The following is a 19798-nucleotide window of genomic DNA, read 5'->3' as shown; positions in this document are numbered from 1 at the left end:
CTGGGCCTGAAGGCACATCGCTTCGTGCGCCAGACTCACGACGTTCGAACGTGCGCATTAACGGACGTTCCGCGCCGCTGGGCCGACCAGCGTTCCCCCGCCGACATACCCGGCACGCAGACACAAGCCGTCGAGGCTGAACACGCCCTAGAAAGTGGTCGCGAGCGCCGCGGCCTGCGCCACAGCCGCCGCCCGCGCGTCGGTATCCACCTCCGGCCCGTACAGCGTCTTCTCCACCAGAATGTGCCGGGTGTCGGTCACGCCCACCATGCGCAGCCACAGGTCGAGGTACTGGCGCTGCAGATCCCAGTCCGACGCTTTCAGCGCATCGGCGGCATCGCCCACCTCCACGCCGCGCGCCAGCACCAGCATGGCCTTGCAGTGGCCCAGCGTGCCGAGCTGGCCGCGCTCGTCGAAGGTGAACAGCAGGTCCTTCTGCGACACCACGTCGATCAGCTGCTTCAGCTTGTACGGAATCGAGTAGTTCCACATCGGCGCGCTGATCAGCAGCCGGTCCGCCTGCTGAAAGCGCGCCGCGAGCGCCCGAATCTGCGCCCAGGCCGCTGCCTGCTCTTCGCTCAGCGGCGTACCGGCAATGCCCGCGTACTTCGCGTCCAGCACCGGGCCATCGAATTCGGGCATCGGTTCGGACCACACGTCCAGCACATCCACCGTGCCGTCAGGGTGAGCCGTCTGCCAGGCGTCGATGAAGGCGCGGGCGACTTCGATGGAGGCCGAACGCTGCTTGCGCGGCGAGGATTCGATGTAGAGCAGGTGGGGCATGTGCGGGAATCTCCGGTTGAAGGCCCGGTGATTCTGGCATCAACCGGGCAGGCCGGCGACACCGTCGATGTACGCCCGAGGCGCGCTGTGCCTGATGGGCGGTCTTCTCGACGATCGCGTCGAGAATGAAGGCGTGCGTCGTGTGCATGCCCATTCCCCAGCCACCGGAGCGCGATCCGTCCATTCCGGACACGCGGGCATCTCCCGCCCCAGGCTTCAAACGCGGGGCCGCGCAGGTGTGGAAGTGGCCGCCCGCCACGGCCGCTTCGCTGACGTGGCCTTACAAGGGTCTCCCCGAGCGAAGCGCCCGCTCCCGCTGTTCGGCACTTTCCTTCTGCATGCGGTCTTTCTGGGCAGTCGCTTCACTGGCAAGCTGGATGACGTACTGGCAGCGAAAAACGGCGCCATTACACTCGCCTCGCACGATGAAGTCCTTCACGTTCCAATGGATGTGATGGAAGTTTGGCGTGCATTGCCCGATCTGGCCGGTCATGAAGTTCACGCACGTTTCGCCTTGCGGTTTGACGAGTCTTGGCTTCACCCCGAATTTGGCTGTCAAGGCTTCTACCGCGATTGAATCAAGTTCGTGCCGGGATTCGAAATGGATGGCAGTGACATTCCAGTTACGAACGTCCAGGCGCAGACTGGGATTGGGAAGATCGAGCGAATTCGATTGGCCGATGGTGCCCAACCAGGCGGGTGAGTCGGCCTCAGAGAAATAGACCGTGACCGTCGGTACATGCTCGTCGCCCCGGCCAAGTTTCTGTTTGCATGTCGTGGGTACATGCTTTGGACGCTGAACCACGCCTTGCATCGGCATGGGACATTCCATCATTCTGAGCGGGGCGCCCAGCGGGATGCCGAACACGGTCAGAAGTCCTTTTTCGCGATCCTGGACCGCCTGGACCGCTTTTTCGTTGCCGTGGCGTATTGCGGCGTCCAGCCGCGACAAGTCCCGCTCACCCAGCACACCCGTCGCCTCATCACCCGCGGCCTCCTGCATCCTGCTCAGCACGTAGCGATAGTCGGTGCAGAGCGTCTGTCTGGAGTCGGAAGGCATGTGCAGGCGCCGTACGCCCCACATGCCCAAGACACGGGCAAAGTCGACATTGGCGCGATACCTGGCTTCGACCGACGGCGATGCGTAGAGCAGGCGTCGGGTATCGGAGAACTCCTTGGTCGAGCTGAGGCAACTTCTCGGCCAGGATTCCGGCTTGTCCCTGGGCTCAGGAAGTTGATCGACACTCTGTTCCCAGGTGTCAGCGCTCCACGATGCGCTTTGCGAATAAGCGGGCACCGGCATCATGTTCAGCAGCAGTCCGAGCGCAAACACGAGCCACGCCATGCGCCTTTCCGGCGTCCGCAGGGTCCCGACCGAATGGAATTTTCGCGCTAGCCGCATTGCATGCTCCAGGTTTTACAGGTTGAAGAATCTCGGTTGCCGTTCGCGGCCAGCCGACTCGCAGCCGGTCCCTGAATACTTCCAGGGCGGCGTTCCCGGCGATGACCTCGTGAATGAAATCGGGTGTCGTGCTGCCCGCCCGTTCCGCAGCCGCCGCAATGCGACCCGTCGGGTCTTCCGGAAGAAGACGGGTTGTGGCGGACATGCGCCGTGCCTCGACAGGGACGACGAAATGTAGCGCACTCGCACGACAGGTCTGAAGTGCAGAAAGTCGCTTGTGGGAGAACGGTCGCAGACGCAGCCGGAGAGACAGCCCGGGAAGGGGGGGCTTCCACAAGGCCGCTGCTGGGAACGCCGAAGGCTGGCCGCGCCAGAGAAGGGGCGACGTCCTTATCCCCTTTCCTGTCGTGCGACGAACAGGCTTTTGACGATGTCCCGACGCGGCGCGCTTGCGTCGTAAAGCACATCCACCCGGTCGCCGCGGGCCAGCGACAGCACGTCACGGGTCTTGTGTATCGGCATCCATGTTCGTACCCGCGTGCCGACGGCGTCGAATTCGAACACCAACTGCCCGCGATCCTTTGCAATCATCAGGTCGATAACCGTGCCGCTCACCGCCACCCCGCGCGCGAACAGATCGGCGACACGCTTGATGCGCCAAAGGAGCACGGCGACGAGCGCGACGGACACCCCGACCGGAAGCGCGAGCGGCAAGGCAGCCGCGCTGCGCTGCAGGTACAGGAAGCCGAAATGGATGACCCAGGTGATCGGCATCGCCACCCATGACGCCAGCGCGGGCCAGTCGTTCCACATGATTCTGATCGGGCTGAAGTTCATGGTGTCGGGAGTGGGGGGGCGATATCGGGCGACGCTCGCCACGTGGTTGGCGAACATCAGGAGGCAGGAGCGGCGAAGTCTGCCCGGCAGAGTGGTTGGCTGCGCAGCGTACGATCGAGCGCGGAACGCCCTGTGACACGCTCGGGCGTCGACATCCTGCCCGAAGCAGCGGCGAAACTCAGCGAGGCCGCCCCGTAGCCGTTCGATGCAGGCAGCGAAACCTTGGCGTCGGTCCGCTGCCTGCTGGGCGGGGACTATCCCGGGTCTGTGCTTATTCCCCGGTTTGTCCACCGCTTCCCGTTGGCGCGAGCCTGCTGAGGCTTTCTGCCATACGGGTCTGCCATCCCGGCCCTGTGGCGCGCCAGCGTTGAATGACATCCTCGGTCAGACGAATCGAAATCAGCCTCTTCGGATTCGCGGATCTGGGTCGCCCACCTCGATTCACCTTTCCACGCGCAAGCATTTCATCGTCGAGTTCAGGCAGTTCATCGTATTCGGCCGGCTGAATGACATGCCCGTCGACACGCTTCAGATCAGAGCCCAGGGATGGGCCCGATGCGCGCTTGCTCGCGGTCATTTGCTTTCCTCATGCTGAATACATGGCGATCCGCGCCACGCGGCGTGTAGCCCACCACCGAGGAAATGTTGCTACGTCCCCTATTGTTCCGGAATATCTGAAGAGGCTACGGCCATGGTGTGCGCTTGACCTGCTGAATCAACAGGCGCGCGCCGCGCTCGCACCACGATGAATATGCGGGGAAACCTCAGGGTCTGACCCCTATTGTTCAAACTGTATAAAAAAGGCATCAGCCACCTATTTTACGATGCAAGTCCTAGGCTGCGCCAATATTCCCTAAATAGACCGGCACAGACTAGATCGTTGCGAATCTGAAAGCGGTCGCTGAATACGGCTCCTAGCCGAGAGAGTTCAAGTGCGATTTCTTGGCAGTCTGCGCGAGATATGCCAAAGCCGGTGGCGAATGCCGGGCGGCTAACTACTTGCTCGCCATCAGCAAGACCAGGAAAGAGCAGTGCCACATTCAGCCGGTGAAAGGAAAATCCAAGGAAAGCTAGACGATTCGCCGCTCGAAGAGTGGCTCTGATCGATTCAACGTCGCTCGTGGCGGGATCGATGCCTTCTGTGAAGGTTCTTATTCCCTTGGTAGCTTCAATAAGAGTTCGCCCTCCGACCGTTGCGCCGTACTCGATGCCGCCAGAACGTCTTTGCCAAGGTAGCGGGCCTACCGAGCCGTAAGGATGAAATATCTCCAGATTAGCGAGCGCTTCAGCTGAACGATCAGGCGTGATCCCGTAGTAGTTCTGTAGTGCGCCATAAAGGTAGTGCTCGATGCACCGATCGTAGTTGAAGGTGATAATCGATATTTTACTGAGCCGCTCATCAATATCAGCTGCCTGACAGTTCTCGGTAAGTAGTTGGAAGAAACTGTTAAACCACGTTGGCTCAACCGCTGCGAAGTCAATCTTTGGATATCGATCTCTGGAGTTCACGAATAGAGAGCTTTCGGCCTCCGCTGCTAGAATACAGCGTGCTATTGCAAGCTTGCCACAAGTGGTAATACGCTCGTCGTCACGATGTGAGTCAATGAAGTTGTCAATAGATATCGCCTGCGGCATTGCATCCCTAATGCGCCAAGAACAATGAAGGAACGGATTGATGTCCACGTGAAGCGGACTCCGTTCTCGAACAATTTCACGAAAGGCATCATCAATGGTTCCATCCCCGCTACTCCGTCTGTAGCCGTCCTCGTAGCGAATGTCTAGTGCGCATGCGATTCGCGAGCGCAGTTCTGCGCCGATCGGAAGATTTACTTCCTTGCTGGCTCCGGCGCCCACTACCAGAACAAGTGATTTTGCCATTTACAGAAGGCGCCAAGTGATAGGAAAAGAGAATGGAACAGGAATGGGGGAGGCCAAGTGTACTGATTCAAATGTATCCTCACTCGCTGAAAATCATGGCCTGTCCCCTATTGTTCGCTATTGTTCGAGTCATCCATTTGAGGCTCAACGATTGACTTAGCCAGCAAATAGGCCGAGCTGACCATCTGCTTCGAGGGGAACAACCTTATCTACGATTAGGGTGGGCCTGCGATCTGCGACAAATCGATTCTTGGCGTGTCGAGTGATTCGGCCTTCAACCTTGCAACGCAGGAACAGTGCGGGCTTGTACTGGCGAACACTCCCTTGAGCAGGGACGCAGTTAATCACGTGCCCCAAGTACTCAAGACCAATTGAATTCGACGCCTCGCTGCCACGGATGAGACGCCCTTCCAGGCGAGCATCTGCACCGTGAGTGAGTTCTGGAAATAGGATGTCCTCTTCGAATTCGTCTTCTTGCAATTGATCGAAGAGATGCTTCTCCTCGTCGACAATGGTGACCTCATCAGTTCCTGCTGCTTTGATAACGCCGATTGTTAGAACTCGATCAGCGCGAACTACCGAGGTCATTCTTGTGAGTAGGCGAGGCGGAACTTGTTGATACCAGAGAAAATATTCCAGCGGTACTGGAAGTTCTTCGCCTTTTTCGTTGGCGACAAGCACAGTCTCTTGCCCAAGAGATGGCTCTATTCGAGCTCTATCCCACCCACGGGCTCTACGTGTGTGCTTGATAAGCTTGGCGAGGGTTTGAAGTGCAGCCATCGATTTCTTTAGTGCATCTTTCAGGCCGATGTCCTTGAAGTCGTTTTTGGCTAATTTCTCGCCGGCCTTCTTGGCATAGCCAAGTGCGAAAGCTCCGCCTACGGCAGCACCGGCAACAAGGACTGCTTCCCACGAGCCTGCACGCGTTTGCACCGGAACGTCGTATTGGAGGTCACCAAAGCTTGGAGACTGCTGGGAGTTGAAGAACCGGACAGCCTCATCTAAGCCTACAAGAGCAGAGCCGGCGCTGCCAGCGTCGATGACTCCATTAACCAAGCTTTCGCCGGTGTACTTGACGAAGCCGAGGTCTTCGAATTGTTCTGTTTCGACTGACATCGAACCTCCCTTTGATGGCTACTTTAGTTTCTGGCGACAGTTTGCTGGCTAAATAGCTGACTGGAGTCGACTCAATGACATGTGTCTTCTAAGGTGCGCTTCGTATCAACGCATTGCGTGGAGTGTTGCTGCATATTCCTCCACAAAATTTCACGCGAAAAACCTGACGTCACGCAGCCTGCATTATGACAAGGCCCTCCCCAACTTCAACCATGAAGGTTCCGAACGTCCTCCCGCCGAGGGCACAAGGCTTCTCCTCCGACGCATAAGGGTCAAGTCGCCTCCGCACGCAGCCTCACCCCGAGCGCCCTTGCCACCTTGAGCACGGTGCCGAAGCTCGGGTTGCCGTTTTCGCTCAGCGCCCGGTAAAGGCTTTCACGGCTCAGTCCGGTGTCCCGCGCGACCTGGCTCATGCCCTTGGCACGGGCGAGGTCGCCGAAGGCGCGCGCGATGCCTGAGATGTCGTCGTCCGCGCTTTCAAGCCAGGCGTCGAGGTAGGCCGCCATGTCTTCCGGTGTGCGGAGGTGATCCGCAACGTCATAGGGCGACGTGTTCGCCTTTGGCGGTGAGAGGGTCTTTTCTGTGGTCATGTTTCTTCTCCCCAGGTTCGGGCCAGACGGATCGCGCGTGCAATGTCGTTCTCCTGCGTCGACTTGTCGCCGCCGACCAGCAGCAGAAGCAGGACGTTGCCGCGCTGGGTGTAATACACACGGTAACCGGGCCCGACATCAATCTTCAGTTCGGACACGCCATGCGTCAGATTGCGATGCGTGCCCGGGTTGCCATGGATCAGTCTGTCGACGCGCATCAGTATCCGCGCGCGACCGACGACGTCCTTGAGGCTGTCAATCCAGTCGCGATACTCGTCGGTCTTTTCGACGCGCATGATCACACCAGAGAAGTGTAGCCGTTGGGCTACAGGTGGGCAATGGAGGGATGGCGGTCTGGCGAAAGGGGCGACGCGACCGACGATCAGGTGAAGACGGCCGAATTGTCAGGTGCAAGGCCGCCGGCCGACATCGTCCGAAATGCCGATGTACTCGGAACTGGGCCGCCTCACTCCGCCAGCGGCTCGAACAGCGCCGCCAGATCCGTCTCGCCGAATTTCTCCAGTGCCGCTTCGTCGTTGCCGAGGATGCCTTCGGCCAGGGCGGCCTTTTTTTCCTGCAGGGCGACGATGCGTTCTTCGATGCTGCCGGCGACGATGAGCTTGTAGACGAACACCGGCTTGTCCTGGCCGATGCGGTGGGCGCGGTCGCTGGCCTGGTTTTCGGCGGCGGGGTTCCACCAGGGGTCGTAGTGGATGACGGTGTCGGCGTTCGTGAGGTTGAGGCCGACGCCGCCGGCTTTCAGGCTGATCAGGAAGACCGGGACGGTGCCTTCCTGGAAGCGGCGCACAACGGCTTCGCGGTGGGTGGTGTCGCCGGTCAGCATGACCGAGCCGATGCCGGCGTCGTCCAGTTCGGTCTTGATCAGGTCGAGCATGGCGGTGAATTGCGAAAACACCAGCACCTTGCGGCCTTCGGCCAGCAGGTTTTCCAGCATGTCCATCAGGAGGTCGAGCTTGGCGCGTTCCTTCACGCGCAGCGCGGCGTCGGTCTTCAGCAGGCGCGGGTCGCAGCACACCTGACGCAGCTTGAGCAGCGCGTCGAGGATGACGATGCGGCTGCGCGCGAAGCCGCGGCTGGCGACTTCTTCGCGCACCCGCTTGTCCATCGCGACGCGCACGGTTTCGTACAGGTCGCGCTGGCGGCCGGTCAGTTCGACCGTGCGCAGCACTTCGGTCTTGGGTGGCAGTTCCTTCGCGACGTCGTCCTTGCGCCGCCGCAGGATGAAGGGCGCCACGCGGCGCGCCAGCAGTTCGCGCCGGATCAGGTCGCCGTGCTTTTCGATCGGCGTGCGCCAGCTGCGCGTGAAATCCTTCGATTCGCCGAGAAAGCCGGGCAGCAGGAAGTCAAACTGCGCCCACAGCTCGCCCAGATGGTTTTCCATCGGCGTGCCGGTGAGGCACAGCCGGTGGCGTGCGCGCAGCAGGCGCACCGCCTTTGCCGCCTGGCTGCCGGTGTTCTTCACCGTCTGCGCCTCGTCGAGGATGAGCAGGTGGTAGTCGTGCGCGGCCAGCTTTTCGTGGTCGCGCCACAACAGCGGGTAGGTCGTGAGACACACGTCGTGCTGCGGGATCTGCTCGAACAGCGCACTGCGGTCGGCGCCGTGCAGCTTGAGCACGCTGAGCTGCGGTGCGAAACGCTCGGCTTCGCGCTGCCAGTTGAACACCAGCGAAGTCGGCAGCACGACCAGCGCCGGGCGGTCGAGCCGGCCGGCGAGCTTTTCGATCAGCAGGTGGGCCAGCGCCTGGGCGGTCTTGCCCAGCCCCATGTCGTCGGCCAGGATGCCGCCCAGATCGTGCGCCCGCAGATGCTGCAGCCAGGCCAGCCCTTCGCGCTGGTAGGGCCGAAGTTCGATGCCGAAACCCGCCGGCTCGGCGACCGGCGCGATGCCCTTCATGCCGCGCAGCCGCTCGACCCACTGCTCCAGCGACTGGAAGCCGGCGCGCGTCCATTTCGCGTCGAGCGCCTCGGTCAGGCGCGGGGCGTCCATGCGCGACACGCGCAGCGCGCCGTCGGTCGGGCTGTCGAACAGGTCGACCAGGGTGCGCGCCAGCGGCTTGATGCGCCCGGCCGGCACGACGATACGTTCGCCTTCCGGCGTACTGAGTTCGGTCGCGTCTTCGTCGCGCATGCGGTCGAGCGCGACCGGGTCGAGCCAGCGGCCGTCGCGCTTGAACAAGGCGTACAGCAGCGGCGCCAGGTCGAGCCGACGGCCGCCGACGTCGATGCCGAGCGATAGTTCGAGCCAGCCGTTTTCGTTTTCGTCGAGTTCGGCGTACCAGTCATCGACCACCAGCACGCGGTGGCGGAAGTCGGGCGGGCAGTCGATCTGCCAGCCGGCGCGGGTCAATGTGCCGGCTTCGGCGGAGAAGAAACGCGCCCAGGCGGCTTCGCTTTCCAGCCCGAGCGCGCCGACCGGCAGCGGATCGAACATCTGCAGCCAGCGCGCCTGCAGCGGCGCGAAGCCGACCTCGCTCAACAGCGCGAGCGCGCGGCCCTCGGCCGCCAGGTCGCGCTTGACGCGCACCGCGCGCCCGCTGGGCAGGGTGGCGAGATCGGACGAATCGGTGGCGGCGAAGCGCGCCTGGCCGTAGTGCAGCGACACGGTGGCGAGGTCGTACAGCGTGTGGCCGAGCGCCTTGTCGTAGCGGCGATGCGGCTTCACATGCCATACGGCGAGGCTCTGCAGTTGCAGCACCGGACGCAGCGGCTCGGTCAGCAGCGGCAGGTTGGCGGCGTCGCGACCGAGCGGCGACGGCAGCGCGGGCGCCACTTCGGCCAGCGCACCGGCGATCAGCGGCAGTTCGGCCGGCGACAGCAGCGGCAGTTCCAGCACCGCCATCAGCGCGGCGCGGTCCGGGTGCAGCACTTCGCCGGCCTGACCTCGGGCGGCGTCGACATACCAGGGCGGTTCGGTCGGCAGCACCGTGTCGGCCGGCGGCGTGCAGGCGAGCAGGGCGCGCACGCCGAGCTTTTCGGTCTGCCATTCGAGCTGGCCGGGGCGCGGCTCGCCAGCCTCCAGCCGATGGGCGGTGCCTTCGGCGCCGCTGTCCAGCACATAGGTGCGGCCGGTTTCGAGCGCGCTGCGCAGCACGCCCAGCCCGTCGCTGCCACGCAGTTCGAACGGCACGAAGGTGCTGCTGTGGCGCTTCCGGATGGCGTCGCGCAGCACGCGGAACACCGGCAGATCGCTTTCGTGCACGAAAGAGGGCGGCTTGAGCAGCGCCTGCTCGTAGTTGAACCAGGGCTGGCCGTCGCCGCTGAAGGCGCCGTCGCGCGTCAGGCGCGCCTTGAGCAGCCGGAACTCGGGCGCCTGCGCGCCGCGCAGCGCGACCAGAAAGATGATGGCGTCGCGCACTGGGTTGCTGCGCTTCTTCGTTTCGGTGCTGTTGTCCCGGGCCAGGCGCTGACCCAGGGTTTGCGCCCAGCGCAGGATTTCGGCGCGCGGCTTTTCGATCAGCTCGCCCTGCTGTTTCGCCGCCAGCAGCAGTCCGACCGCGTGCTTGCAGCGGTTGCCGACCGGGCAGCTGCAGCGCGACGCCACTTCAAGCGTGCGTTCGCCGAAGTATTCGCGCCGTTCCAGCCGCACCGACACCTGATAAGGCTGCGGCCGCGAGCCGCGCACCAGCGCGCGCAGCGTCGGGCCATTGACCTCGATATCGCCCACCCGCGACACATAGCCGCTGCCGCGCACGATGGTCTCTTCCGAGAACAGCTCGCCGAGCATGCGGTCGTCGAGCTGCGAAAGCAGGCGGGTCAATTCCATTGCGAAACGGCGCGCACAAGGCGAAAAAAAACGGACGCAGGATTGTAAGCCCTGCGTCCGCCGCTCGCATTACAGTTGGGTTCAGGTGCGCGGCCGCTCGGCGCCTTCGCGCTGGGTCAGCGTGTCGGCGCGCACCCAGCTGACGTGCCGGTGCAGCATGCCGGCCGCGGCGCGGGCCTGTTCCTCGTCGCCGGCCACCACGGCAAACATGCCCTGGCCGCCCGGCTCGACATGCACGCCCATGCCGCCGTACGAGGCGGTCAGCACGCGCGCCTTCTTTGCCGTGTTCTGCGGCAGCAGCAGCAGGGTGGCCGGGCCCTTGTCGGTGTCGAACACGATGTGCCAGCCGGTGCCGCCGGGCACCGGGCACAGCTTCACGTAGCGCACCGACGACAGCGGCACCCGCACTTCGGCGCCGAAGCTTTCGAACACCTGCGCCACCCGTTCCGGTTCGATCAGCCGCGTGCTCATCAGCGCCTGCGGCTCGTGCATCACGTGATCGACCGCCAGCGCGATGCGGTCGCGGTCGGGTGCGGCGTGCCAGTACTGCGCGCCCATGCCCACGCTCAGCACCAGGCTGGCCGCCAGCGCCCACAGCTTGAACGGCGTGCGCGTCTGGCTGCGGCCGGCCACGATGATGCGTTCGGCCAGACCGTCGGGCACGTCGATGCTCACCGCCTGCTGGAGCGCGCGTTCCTGCGCATTGACCCGGCGCGAAAAGCTCTGGCAGCCGGCGCAGGCGATCAGGTGCTCTTCCGCCGCTTCGGTCAGACGGCGCGGATCGGCCATCTTTTCGCGCCGGAAGTCGATGCAGTTGAAGCCGTCAGCGCTCATGATTCGGCCCTCCGGCTGGCGGTGCCCGGTTGGGCGGTGAGCGTGCTGCGCAGCGCCTGCCGGGCGCGGGTCAGCCGGGTCATGATGGCGCCTTCGGTGGTATCGAGCATGGTGGCGATCTCGGCACATGAAAATCCGCCCAGTGCCTGCAGCACCAGCGGTTCGCGCAGGGTCAGCGGCAGGCTGCCGAGCAGGTTTTCCATTTCAAACAGTTCCATCGGTTCGTGATCGGCGGCGATCTGCAGGTCTTCCAGCTCGACATCGACGTAATCGAACTGCTTCCGCTCGTACAGCCGGGCGTGCTCGCGCCGCACGATGGTGATCAGCCAGCTTTTCGTGGCGTTGGAATCCTTGATGTCGTCCCACGCCTTCCAGGCGCGGACAAACGTTTCCTGCACCAGGTCTTCGGCCACGAACTTGTCGCGGCACAGCCACCAGGCGAACCGGTAAAGGTCCGGGCTGAAGGCGCGCACCGCCTGTTCGAAGCTTTTGCGTTTGCTGAATCCGAGTATCACGACGTCGTCCGGGAATGAGCTGACAAGCCTACAGACCCGTGCACGGTGCGCAACCTTACATCGTGTGACAGCCCGAACGAGCCGGCCACTGCCTGCCGCCCGCAAACGACTGGCCAATGAAGGTTCCCACGAAAACCGAGACGTTGTTGCCTTGCGTAGGAGCGGGGACCCTGTCCGCGATCCGCACGTCGATCATGCGCTGCCGCGTGTCCGAAGACCGGATCGCCTGCGGGGCAGGCTCCTACGAAAACCGAGACGGTGTTGTCCTTCGTAGGAGCGGACCCTGTCCGCGATCCGCACGCTGATCAAGCGCTGTCGCGTTTCGGTGACGGGAATCGGCTGCGGGGCGACCCGTGGATGGCTCCTGCGGGATTCGCCTGTCTCTACAATGGCGCCTTCGATGATTCGGGCGGCGCGACATGCAGAATTTCCTTGCCGTGGGCGGCGGTGCGGCGCTCGGTGCCTGGCTGCGCTGGGGGCTGGGCCTGACGCTGAATCCACTGTTTGCCGGTTTCCCGCTCGGCACCTGGGTGGCCAACATGGTCGGTGGCTTGCTGATGGGTGTCGCGCTGGCGGTGTTCCAGGCGGTGCCGGATGTGCCGCCGCACGTGAAACTGCTGTGTACAACGGGGTTTCTTGGCGGCCTGACCACCTTTTCGAGCTTTTCCGGCGAGGTGTTTTCGCTGTTCCAGCGTGGCGACACGATGTGGGCCTTCGTCGCCGTGGCCGCGCACGTGATCGGTTCGCTCGCCATGACCGCGCTCGGCTGGTGGATGTGGAAGAACGTGGTGGGCTAGCCGTATGCCGGGTGGTCGTCGGGGATGGGCGTGTCGAGGGTGACAGGCCGCTGTTGGGCATCGCTGCGCTCACCCCAACCTACAACGACAACGGCGTGAGGTGTCCGTAGGTTGGGGTGAGCGCAGCGATGCCCAACACCCGCCCCCCGCAGCCGCCCCGTTCGTTGAAGTCAGCGCAGCGATTCCCAACCCCACCGATCCGAACCGCCCGCCCGGGGCACCTTTCAACGACAATGACGCCCTTTCCGCCGCAGGCGGATCGCCGTCCCGCTTCATGACTTTGCTGCGTCCCGATCTGAACGCCCTCCTCGAAAGCTGCATGAGCCGCGATGCGGCGGCGATCGGCCGCGCGCTGCGCGATCTGCCGCCGGGGCAGCGTGCGCCCGACAAGTGGCCGGCGAAGCTGGCCGAGCGCGTTGCGGCCTCGCAGGCGAAGGTCGCTGCGCGCCGGGCGTCGGCGCCGAAGATCGAGTACCCGGAAGAGCTGCCGGTGTCGGCGCGGCGCGACGAGATCGCCGCCGCGCTCGCTGCGCATCAGGTCATCATCGTGTGCGGCGAGACCGGCTCCGGCAAGACCACGCAACTGCCCAAGCTGTGCCTCGAACTCGGGCGCGGCGCGCGCGGGCTGATCGGCCATACGCAGCCGCGCCGCATCGCGGCGCGCGCCACCGCCGACCGCGTGGCGAAGGAACTGAACGTGTCGCTCGGCCGCGAAGTGGGTTTCGCGATCCGCTTCACCGACCGCACGTCGGAAGACAGCCGCATCAAGCTGATGACCGACGGCATCCTGCTGGCGGAGACGCAGCGCGACCGCTGGCTGGCCGCCTACGACACGCTGATCATCGACGAGGCGCACGAGCGCAGCCTGAACATCGACTTCCTGCTCGGCTATCTGCGCGAGGTGCTGCCGCGCCGGCCTGACCTGAAAGTGATCGTCACCTCGGCCACATTGGACGCCGAGCGCTTTGCCAATCACTTCGCGCAGGGCGACACGCCGGCGCCGGTGATCGAGGTCAGCGGACGGCTCTACCCGATCGAAATGCGCTGGCGCCCGTTCGAGGCGCAGAAGGATCGCGACCTGTATGACGCGGTATGCGACGCTGTCGACGAAGCCTTTTCGACCGGCCCGGGCGACGTGCTGGTGTTCATGCCGGGCGAGCGGGAAATCCGCGAAGGCACCGAGGCGCTGCGCAAGCACCACACGCGGCTGGCCGGCGTAAAGCCGGAAGTGCTGGCGCTGTATGCGCGCCAGTCGGCGCAGGAACAGGCGCGCGTGTTCCAGGGCTCGAACGGCCGGCGCGTCATTCTCGCCACCAATGTGGCCGAAACTTCGCTCACCGTGCCCGGCATCCGCTACGTGATCGACACCGGTCTTGCGCGCGTGAAGCGCTACAGCTATCGCAACAAGGTCGAACAACTGCAGGTCGAGCCGATCGCGCAGTCGGCGGCCAAGCAGCGCGCCGGACGCTGCGGCCGGGTGTCCAGCGGCATCTGCTTCCGGCTGTACGACGAAGAGGATTTCAACCAGCGGCCGGCGCACACCGACCCGGAAATCCTGCGCTCGTCGCTGGCCGGCGTGATCCTGCGCATGAAGTCGCTGAGTCTGGCCGATGTCGAGGAATTCCCGTTCATCGACCGCCCGGCGCCGCGCGCCATCGCCGACGGCTATCAGCTGCTGCAGGAACTGGGCGCGGTGAACGAAGCGCGCGACCTGACGCCGCTCGGCCGCGAACTGGCGAAGCTGCCTGTCGACCCGCGCGTGGCGCGGATGATTCTGGCGGCGCGCGATCACGGTGCCCTGAAGGAAGTGCTGGTCATCACCGCCGGCCTGTCGGTGCAGGACCCGCGCGACCGGCCGGAAGAACGGGCCGGCGCCGCCGATCAGGCGCATGCGAAGTTCGCCGACGAACGCAGCGAATTCCTGTGGTACCTGAAGGCCTGGGCGGCCTTCGACGAGGTGTGGCATCACCAGTCACAGGCCAAGCAGCGCGAGTGGTGCCGTGCCCACTTCCTGAACTGGATGCGCATGCGCGAGTGGCGCGACGTGCACACCCAGCTGCACACGCTGTGTGCCGAACACGACTGGAAGGAGAACGAGCGGCCGGCCGAATTCGACGCGCTGCACCGCGCGTTGCTGACCGGCCTGCTCGGCAATCTCGGGCTGCGCATCGAGGACGCGCGCGCCGGCGAGCCGCCATATCTGGGCGCACGCGGCATCAAGTTCTGGCCGCATCCGGGCTCGGCGCTGGCCAAGAAGGGCGGCAAGTGGATCATGACCGCCGAACTGGTCGAAACGACGCGGCTGTTCGCGCGCTGCATCGCGCGCATCGAACCGGAGTGGGTGGAGGAGGTGGGCGCCCATCTGCTGCGCCGCTCGACCTATGAGCCGCACTGGTCGAAAAGCCGCGGCGAGACGGTGGCCTGGGAGCGCGGTGTCATCCACGGCATCACGCTGTATGCCAAGCGGGCGGTGCAGTACGGCAAGACCGACCCGGTGCTGGCACGCGAACTGCTGATCCGCGAGGGGCTGGTCAATGGCGACGTGACCGACATCGCGCTGAAGCAGATGAAATTCCTGCAGCACAACCTCGACCTGATCGCGCAGATCGAGCGGCTGGAAGAGAAGCAGCGGCGGCAGGACCTGCTGGTGGACGAATCGCTGATCCACGCCTTCTACGATTCCATCGTGCCCGCCGACGTGATCGACCTGCGCGGCTTCGAGCGCTGGCGCCGCGACGCCGAACGCGAAAACCCGAAGCGGCTGTATCTGACGCGCGAACAGCTGATGCGGCACGAGGCGGCCGGCGTCAGCAGCGAGCGCTTCCCGGCCAAGATGGATCTGCTGGGTCAGCGCCTGAAACTCGAATACCGGCACGAGCCGAATGCCGCCGACGACGGCGTCACGCTGACCGTGCCGCTGACGCTGCTGAACCAGATTCCGGCGGCCAGGCTCGACTGGCTGGTGCCTGGCCTGATCGAAGAGAAGGTGCTGCAGCTGGCCAAGACCATTCCGCCGAAGCTGCGCCACCGGCTGCAGCCGGTGGCCGGTTTCGTCGCCGATTTCATCGCGCAGGAATACGACCAGGCCGAACCGCTGGTGAAGGCGCTGGCGCGCGCGATCGAACTGAAGGTGAGCCTGAAGCTGCCGTCCGATGCCATCCGCGCGGAAAACCTGCCGGCGCATCTGATGATGAATGTGCGCGTGGTCGACGAGCACGGCCGGGTGCTCGGCCAGTCGCGCAATCTGGCCGAACTGCGCACCCGGCTGAAGGACGAGGTGGCGCGTCGTTTCGAGTCGGCACGCATCGCACTGCCGCCGGCCGCACCGTTTGCCGATGCGTCGCGAGTGTTGGCCAATGAGCTTGCCAGTACGCAGGCAAGCGCACCGGCCGCGGCGCACGACGAGGCGGTGACCGCGAAGGCGGCGACGGCGCGCGGCAGCATGGCCGATGCATTGTCTGCGCTGCGCGCGCGCGACGTGGTGGCGAAGGCGCCGGTACCGCAGCCGACCAGGAAGGGCCGCGCTGCAGCCGAACCGGCCGCCCCAGCGGTCGCCGAGCAGACTGCCGGCGACGAACGCTACCGCGCGTGGACCTTCGGGCCGCTGCCCGAATTGATGGAAGTCGAAGTGGCCGGTCGCCGGGTGATCGGGTTTCCGGCGCTGCAGGACGAAGGCGAGTCGGTCAGCCTGCGCGTGCTCGACACGCCGGAGGCCGCGCTCGAGGTACATCGATGCGGGCTGCGTCGCCTGTTCGCGCTGGAGCTGCGCGATCAGGTGAAGTACATCGAAAAGAGTCTGCCCGGTCTGCGCGACATGGCGATGCAGTACATGAACCTCGGCAGCGAGCCGGAACTGCGCGCCCAGCTGGTGGCCGCCACCATGGACCGCTGCTGCATGATGGAACCCTGGCCGCAGGATGCCGCGAGCTTCGCCGCGCGCCGCGACGAAGCCCGGCCGCGCATTTCGCTGGTGGCGCAGGAAATCGGCCGCCTCGCCGGCAGCGTGCTGACCGAATATGCCGCACTCAGCAAGAAGCTGGCCGCGCTGAAGGCCCATCCGGACGCCGGCGCCGACATGCGCGCGCAGCTCGATGCGCTGGTCGGCAAGTTCTTCATCGAACGTACGCCGTTCGAGCGGCTGACCCACTACCCGCGCTATCTGAAGGCGATCGCCCTGCGCATCGACAAGCTGCGCACCGACCCGGAACGCGACGCCCGTGCGCTGACCGACTGGCAGTCACTGGCCACCCTGTGGGATCGCGAACGCATCGTCCGCGCGCGCGCCGGCGTGGCCGATCCGTTCATCGATGAATTCCGCTGGCTGCTCGAAGAGCTGCGCGTGAACCTGTTCGCCCAGGAACTGCGTACCCCGGTACCGGTGTCGGTGAAGCGGCTGCAGAAGATATGGGAGTCGCGTGCACGGGCGTGACCGGCCTGCCGAGCGGCGACTGTGTATCGGCAGCACCTGTGAGCGGCGGCTTTGGTAGCGGCACCTGCGGGAGCGGCGGCCCCGCCGCGATCTTCACTTCGATCAGCGACCATCGCCGCACGATCGCGGCGAGGCCGCCGCTCCCACAGATGCCGCCCGCACCCACAACTGCACCCCATGGTCACTCTCTGCAAGAATGGCCGATGGAAAATCTTCCGGAATGACACGACATGTCTGCTGACACCGACCTGCGCCTGCGCACGCTGATCGCGGCGTTCGAATCCTTGACGCCGGATACCGTGGATGCGCTCGCTGCGCTGTATGCGGCCGACGCGCGCTTCCGCGATCCGTTCAATGACGTGCGCGGTCGGGCTGCCGTGGCGCGCATCTTCAGCCACATGTTCGAGCAGGTCGGCGCGCCGCGCTTCGAGGTGCACTCGGCGATGAGCGAAGGCGATGCGGCGTGGCTGGACTGGACGATGCACTTCACGATGCGCGGGCAGGCGCTGCAGATCGTGGGTGCGACGCGGCTGTGCTTCGACGACGCGGGGTGCGTCGCCGAACATCGCGATTACTGGGATGCCGCGCAGGAGCTGTACGAAAAGCTGCCGGTGATCGGCGGCGCGATGCGCTGGCTGCGCCGCAGGCTTGCGGTACCGGGCCTCTGACGACGCCCGGCGACCGGCAGTGCGCCTACTTGCGGGCGCCTGCCTGATCCAGTCGGCGCGCTTCTTCCGGCGTGACGATTTCGAAGATCGCGACCACCTTGGCGACGCCACCGGTGGCGGCGGCGACCTGCTTGGCGGCATTCGCTTCGGCTTCGGTCAGCAGGCCCATCAGGTAGACCTTGCTGCCTTCGGTCACCACCTTGACGTGGTTGGCCGATACGCGCTGCGAATCGAGAATGCGCGCCTTCACCTTCGAGGTGATGACCGCATCGCTCGAACGCTGGGTCAGCGACGACACCCCGGCGATTTCGGTTTCGTTGCTGATGCCGCGCACATTCGGCACGCTGCCCACGATGGCGCCCGCTTCGGCGCGCGTGGCTTCGTCGGCCACCTGGCCGGTCAGCAGCACATTGCGGTTGTAGCTGGTGACACTGATGTTGGCGCGACTGCCCAGCTTTTCGCGCAGGCGCGAGCTGGCGCGCAATTCGATGCCTTCGTCTTCGACCTGGGTGCCGCTGGTGCGCCGGTCCAGTGCCGACAACACGGCGCCGCCGGCACCCGCCGCAACGACCGGGAAGCAGCCCTGGAGCATCGGTACGCAGGCCGCGGCGAGCGCGACGATCAGCAGGGGGCGCGCAAGTTTCGCGCGGGGGGTCTTGATCGGTGTGTGGGTCATCATTCGGTTCCTAGAAGCATGCAATCAATGCCGTCACACAGGCAATGCAGGGTGAGCAGGTGAACTTCCTGGATGCGTGCCGTACGTTCGGCCGGCACGCAGAGGTGGATGTCGCGTTCGGTCAGCATTTCGGCGATGCGGCCGCCGCCGCGTCCGGTCAGTGCGACCACGCGCATTTCGCGTTCGTGCGCGGCGCGGATGGCCTCGATCACGTTGCCCGAATTGCCCGAGGTGGACAGTGCGAGCAGCACGTCATTCGGCTGGCCGAGCGCACGCACCTGTTTGGCGAACACCTGTTCGTAGCCGTAATCGTTGGCGATGGCGGTCAGGATGGACGTATCGACGGTGAGCGCGATGGCGGCCAGCTCGGGTCGTTCGCGTTCGTAGCGGCCCACCAGTTCGGCGGCGAAATGCTGTGCGTCAGCCGCCGACCCGCCGTTGCCGCAGGCCAGTATCTTGCCGGTGGACATCAGGCTGGACACCATCAGTTCGATGGCATCGCCAATCGGTGCCGCCAGCAATTCGGCCGACGAAAGCTTGGTTTGCGCGCTGTCGAAGAAATGCTCGGAAATGCGTGAAACCAGATTCATGGGGACACGGGGCAGGGTGAAGCGCAGAGTTTACCAACATCCCCCGCGTTACCCCGTTTTCTTACAGCCGGAAACGAAGCGGCCCTTCATCGCGCGGGCGCCAGTTCGACATAGACGTCGATGCGCACGCGCTGCCACGGGTCCGGGTCGTCGGTCAGCCGGCCGATGCGCGCGCTCAGCCGCTGTCCGGCATCCATTTCGGCTGCCGCCTCGAAATTGGCGGCGCGCGGCAGATAGCCCAGCATGTGACCGCGCCACAGCACGCGGATGGCGCGCCGGTCATGGCGATTGTCAGGTTCGCGTTCAAGTGTCAGCGCATCGCCTTCGCGCAGACCCGGGCGTACCGCGTGCAGCTGGTGGAACTGGGCGCCGGCCAGTGGCGAGCGTTGCGCCAGCAGGCGCACGCTCTGGGCGGATGCGAGATCAGCGGCGAGCCAGGCGAGCAGGGCCAGCGCGCTACAGGCCGAACGCATCGCGTATCCATTCGATCTGCCTGCCGTCCAGCCCGGACAGCGCCACCACGTCGAAGCGTGCCGGGCGCTGGCGCGCGCGCCGGCCCTGTTCGGCGAGGTAGTGCTGGGCGGCGCGGATCAGCCGCGCCTGCTTGGTCGGGCCGACACTGGCCGCTGCGCCGCCGAAGCGCGCATCGCGACGCAGGCGCACCTCGACGAAAACGAGGCTGTCGCCGTGTTCGCACACCAGATCGAGTTCGCCGTCCGGCCAGCGCAGGTTGCGGCCGATCACCCGCAGGCCGTGCGCTTCGAGATGACGCGCCGCCAGCGCCTCGGCCGCCGCGCCGTGCGCGGCGCGCAGCGTCATGCCGGCTTGTGGCGGACCGCTGCCACGCTCAGAATGGCGGCCCGCCCGCAGGAAAGCACCCGATGACCGATGCCGTGACA

General features: G+C 64.9%; 18 protein-coding genes. 3 read left to right on the top strand and 15 right to left on the bottom strand.

The window, feature by feature from the left end; genetic code table 11:
* Positions 1 to 147: 147 nt before the first annotated feature.
* The 11 genes from ACTIFF_RS02955 to ACTIFF_RS02905 form a co-directional block, all read right to left on the bottom strand.
* Positions 148 to 783: an FMN-dependent NADH-azoreductase gene (locus tag ACTIFF_RS02955; RefSeq protein ID WP_439535474.1), complete on the bottom strand. Its 636-nt coding sequence runs from the start codon at positions 781 to 783 to the stop codon at positions 148 to 150.
* Between the two features lie 280 nt (positions 784 to 1063).
* Positions 1064 to 2128: a hypothetical protein gene (locus ACTIFF_RS02950; protein WP_439535473.1), complete on the bottom strand. Its 1065-nt coding sequence runs from the start codon at positions 2126 to 2128 to the stop codon at positions 1064 to 1066.
* 447 nt (positions 2129 to 2575) lie between these two features.
* Positions 2576 to 3079 (bottom strand): hypothetical protein, encoded by a 504-nt coding sequence (locus ACTIFF_RS02945; RefSeq protein ID WP_439535472.1) that lies wholly within the window; start codon positions 3077 to 3079, stop codon positions 2576 to 2578.
* Between the two features lie 214 nt (positions 3080 to 3293).
* Positions 3294 to 3599, bottom strand: coding sequence for a BrnA antitoxin family protein (locus tag ACTIFF_RS02940; protein ID WP_439535471.1), 306 nt, complete (start codon positions 3597 to 3599; stop codon positions 3294 to 3296).
* Between the two features lie 242 nt (positions 3600 to 3841).
* Positions 3842 to 4900, bottom strand: a complete 1059-nt coding sequence (locus tag ACTIFF_RS02935; RefSeq protein ID WP_439535470.1) for a hypothetical protein — start codon at positions 4898 to 4900, stop codon at positions 3842 to 3844.
* Between the two features lie 156 nt (positions 4901 to 5056).
* On the bottom strand, positions 5057 to 6016 hold the full coding sequence (locus tag ACTIFF_RS02930; RefSeq protein WP_439535469.1) for a hypothetical protein: 960 nt from the start codon (positions 6014 to 6016) through the stop codon (positions 5057 to 5059).
* A 272-nt stretch (positions 6017 to 6288) separates the two neighbouring features.
* Complete coding sequence (locus ACTIFF_RS02925; RefSeq protein ID WP_439535468.1) at positions 6289 to 6606, bottom strand: addiction module antidote protein; 318 nt, start codon at positions 6604 to 6606, stop codon at positions 6289 to 6291.
* Positions 6603 to 6902 carry a type II toxin-antitoxin system RelE/ParE family toxin gene (locus ACTIFF_RS02920; RefSeq protein WP_439535467.1) on the bottom strand — a complete coding sequence of 100 codons (300 nt, stop codon included), beginning with the start codon at positions 6900 to 6902 and terminating at the stop codon, positions 6603 to 6605. Before ACTIFF_RS02920 ends, ACTIFF_RS02925 begins: the two co-directional genes overlap by 4 nt.
* A 170-nt stretch (positions 6903 to 7072) precedes the next feature.
* On the bottom strand, positions 7073 to 10390 hold the full coding sequence (locus ACTIFF_RS02915; protein ID WP_439535466.1) for a DEAD/DEAH box helicase: 3318 nt from the start codon (positions 10388 to 10390) through the stop codon (positions 7073 to 7075).
* Between the two features lie 81 nt (positions 10391 to 10471).
* Entirely contained in the window at positions 10472 to 11224 is a 753-nt protein-coding gene (locus tag ACTIFF_RS02910) for a DUF3379 family protein (protein WP_439535465.1), read from the bottom strand.
* Complete coding sequence (locus ACTIFF_RS02905) at positions 11221 to 11739, bottom strand: sigma-70 family RNA polymerase sigma factor (RefSeq protein ID WP_257093054.1); 519 nt, start codon at positions 11737 to 11739, stop codon at positions 11221 to 11223. The genes ACTIFF_RS02910 and ACTIFF_RS02905 overlap by 4 nt, the downstream gene beginning before the upstream one ends.
* A 419-nt stretch (positions 11740 to 12158) precedes the next feature.
* Here ACTIFF_RS02905 and crcB point away from each other — a divergent pair, with 419 nt between their 5' ends.
* From crcB to ACTIFF_RS02890, 3 genes are all read left to right on the top strand, one after another.
* Positions 12159 to 12536 carry a fluoride efflux transporter CrcB gene (gene crcB, locus ACTIFF_RS02900; protein WP_305631793.1) on the top strand — a complete coding sequence of 126 codons (378 nt, stop codon included), beginning with the start codon at positions 12159 to 12161 and terminating at the stop codon, positions 12534 to 12536.
* 274 nt (positions 12537 to 12810) lie between these two features.
* The gene (gene hrpA, locus ACTIFF_RS02895) at positions 12811 to 16965 is read left to right on the top strand and encodes an ATP-dependent RNA helicase HrpA (RefSeq protein WP_439535464.1); all 4155 of its coding nucleotides are present in this window, start codon (positions 12811 to 12813) and stop codon (positions 16963 to 16965) included.
* Positions 16966 to 17195: 230 nt separating this feature from the next.
* Complete coding sequence (locus tag ACTIFF_RS02890) at positions 17196 to 17633, top strand: nuclear transport factor 2 family protein (protein ID WP_439535463.1); 438 nt, start codon at positions 17196 to 17198, stop codon at positions 17631 to 17633.
* 25 nt (positions 17634 to 17658) lie between these two features.
* Here ACTIFF_RS02890 and ACTIFF_RS02885 read toward each other — a convergent pair whose 3' ends face one another.
* The 4 genes from ACTIFF_RS02885 to ACTIFF_RS02870 form a co-directional block, all read right to left on the bottom strand.
* The gene (locus ACTIFF_RS02885; protein ID WP_439535462.1) at positions 17659 to 18309 is read right to left on the bottom strand and encodes a BON domain-containing protein; all 651 of its coding nucleotides are present in this window, start codon (positions 18307 to 18309) and stop codon (positions 17659 to 17661) included.
* Complete coding sequence (locus ACTIFF_RS02880) at positions 18309 to 18899, bottom strand: phosphoheptose isomerase (protein ID WP_439535461.1); 591 nt, start codon at positions 18897 to 18899, stop codon at positions 18309 to 18311. The genes ACTIFF_RS02885 and ACTIFF_RS02880 overlap by 1 nt, the downstream gene beginning before the upstream one ends.
* Before the next feature lie 86 nt (positions 18900 to 18985).
* The gene (locus ACTIFF_RS02875; RefSeq protein ID WP_439535460.1) at positions 18986 to 19372 is read right to left on the bottom strand and encodes an HIRAN domain-containing protein; all 387 of its coding nucleotides are present in this window, start codon (positions 19370 to 19372) and stop codon (positions 18986 to 18988) included.
* Positions 19356 to 19718, bottom strand: a complete 363-nt coding sequence (locus ACTIFF_RS02870) for a YraN family protein (protein WP_069038124.1) — start codon at positions 19716 to 19718, stop codon at positions 19356 to 19358. Before ACTIFF_RS02870 ends, ACTIFF_RS02875 begins: the two co-directional genes overlap by 17 nt.
* Between the last annotated feature and the right edge of the window lie 80 nt (positions 19719 to 19798).

The organism is Methyloversatilis sp., from assembly GCF_051861465.1.
Classification (GTDB): Bacteria; Pseudomonadota; Gammaproteobacteria; order Burkholderiales; family Rhodocyclaceae; genus Methyloversatilis.
Note: the sequence above shows the minus strand (reverse complement) of the source record. Positions and strands in the feature narration are given on the sequence as shown.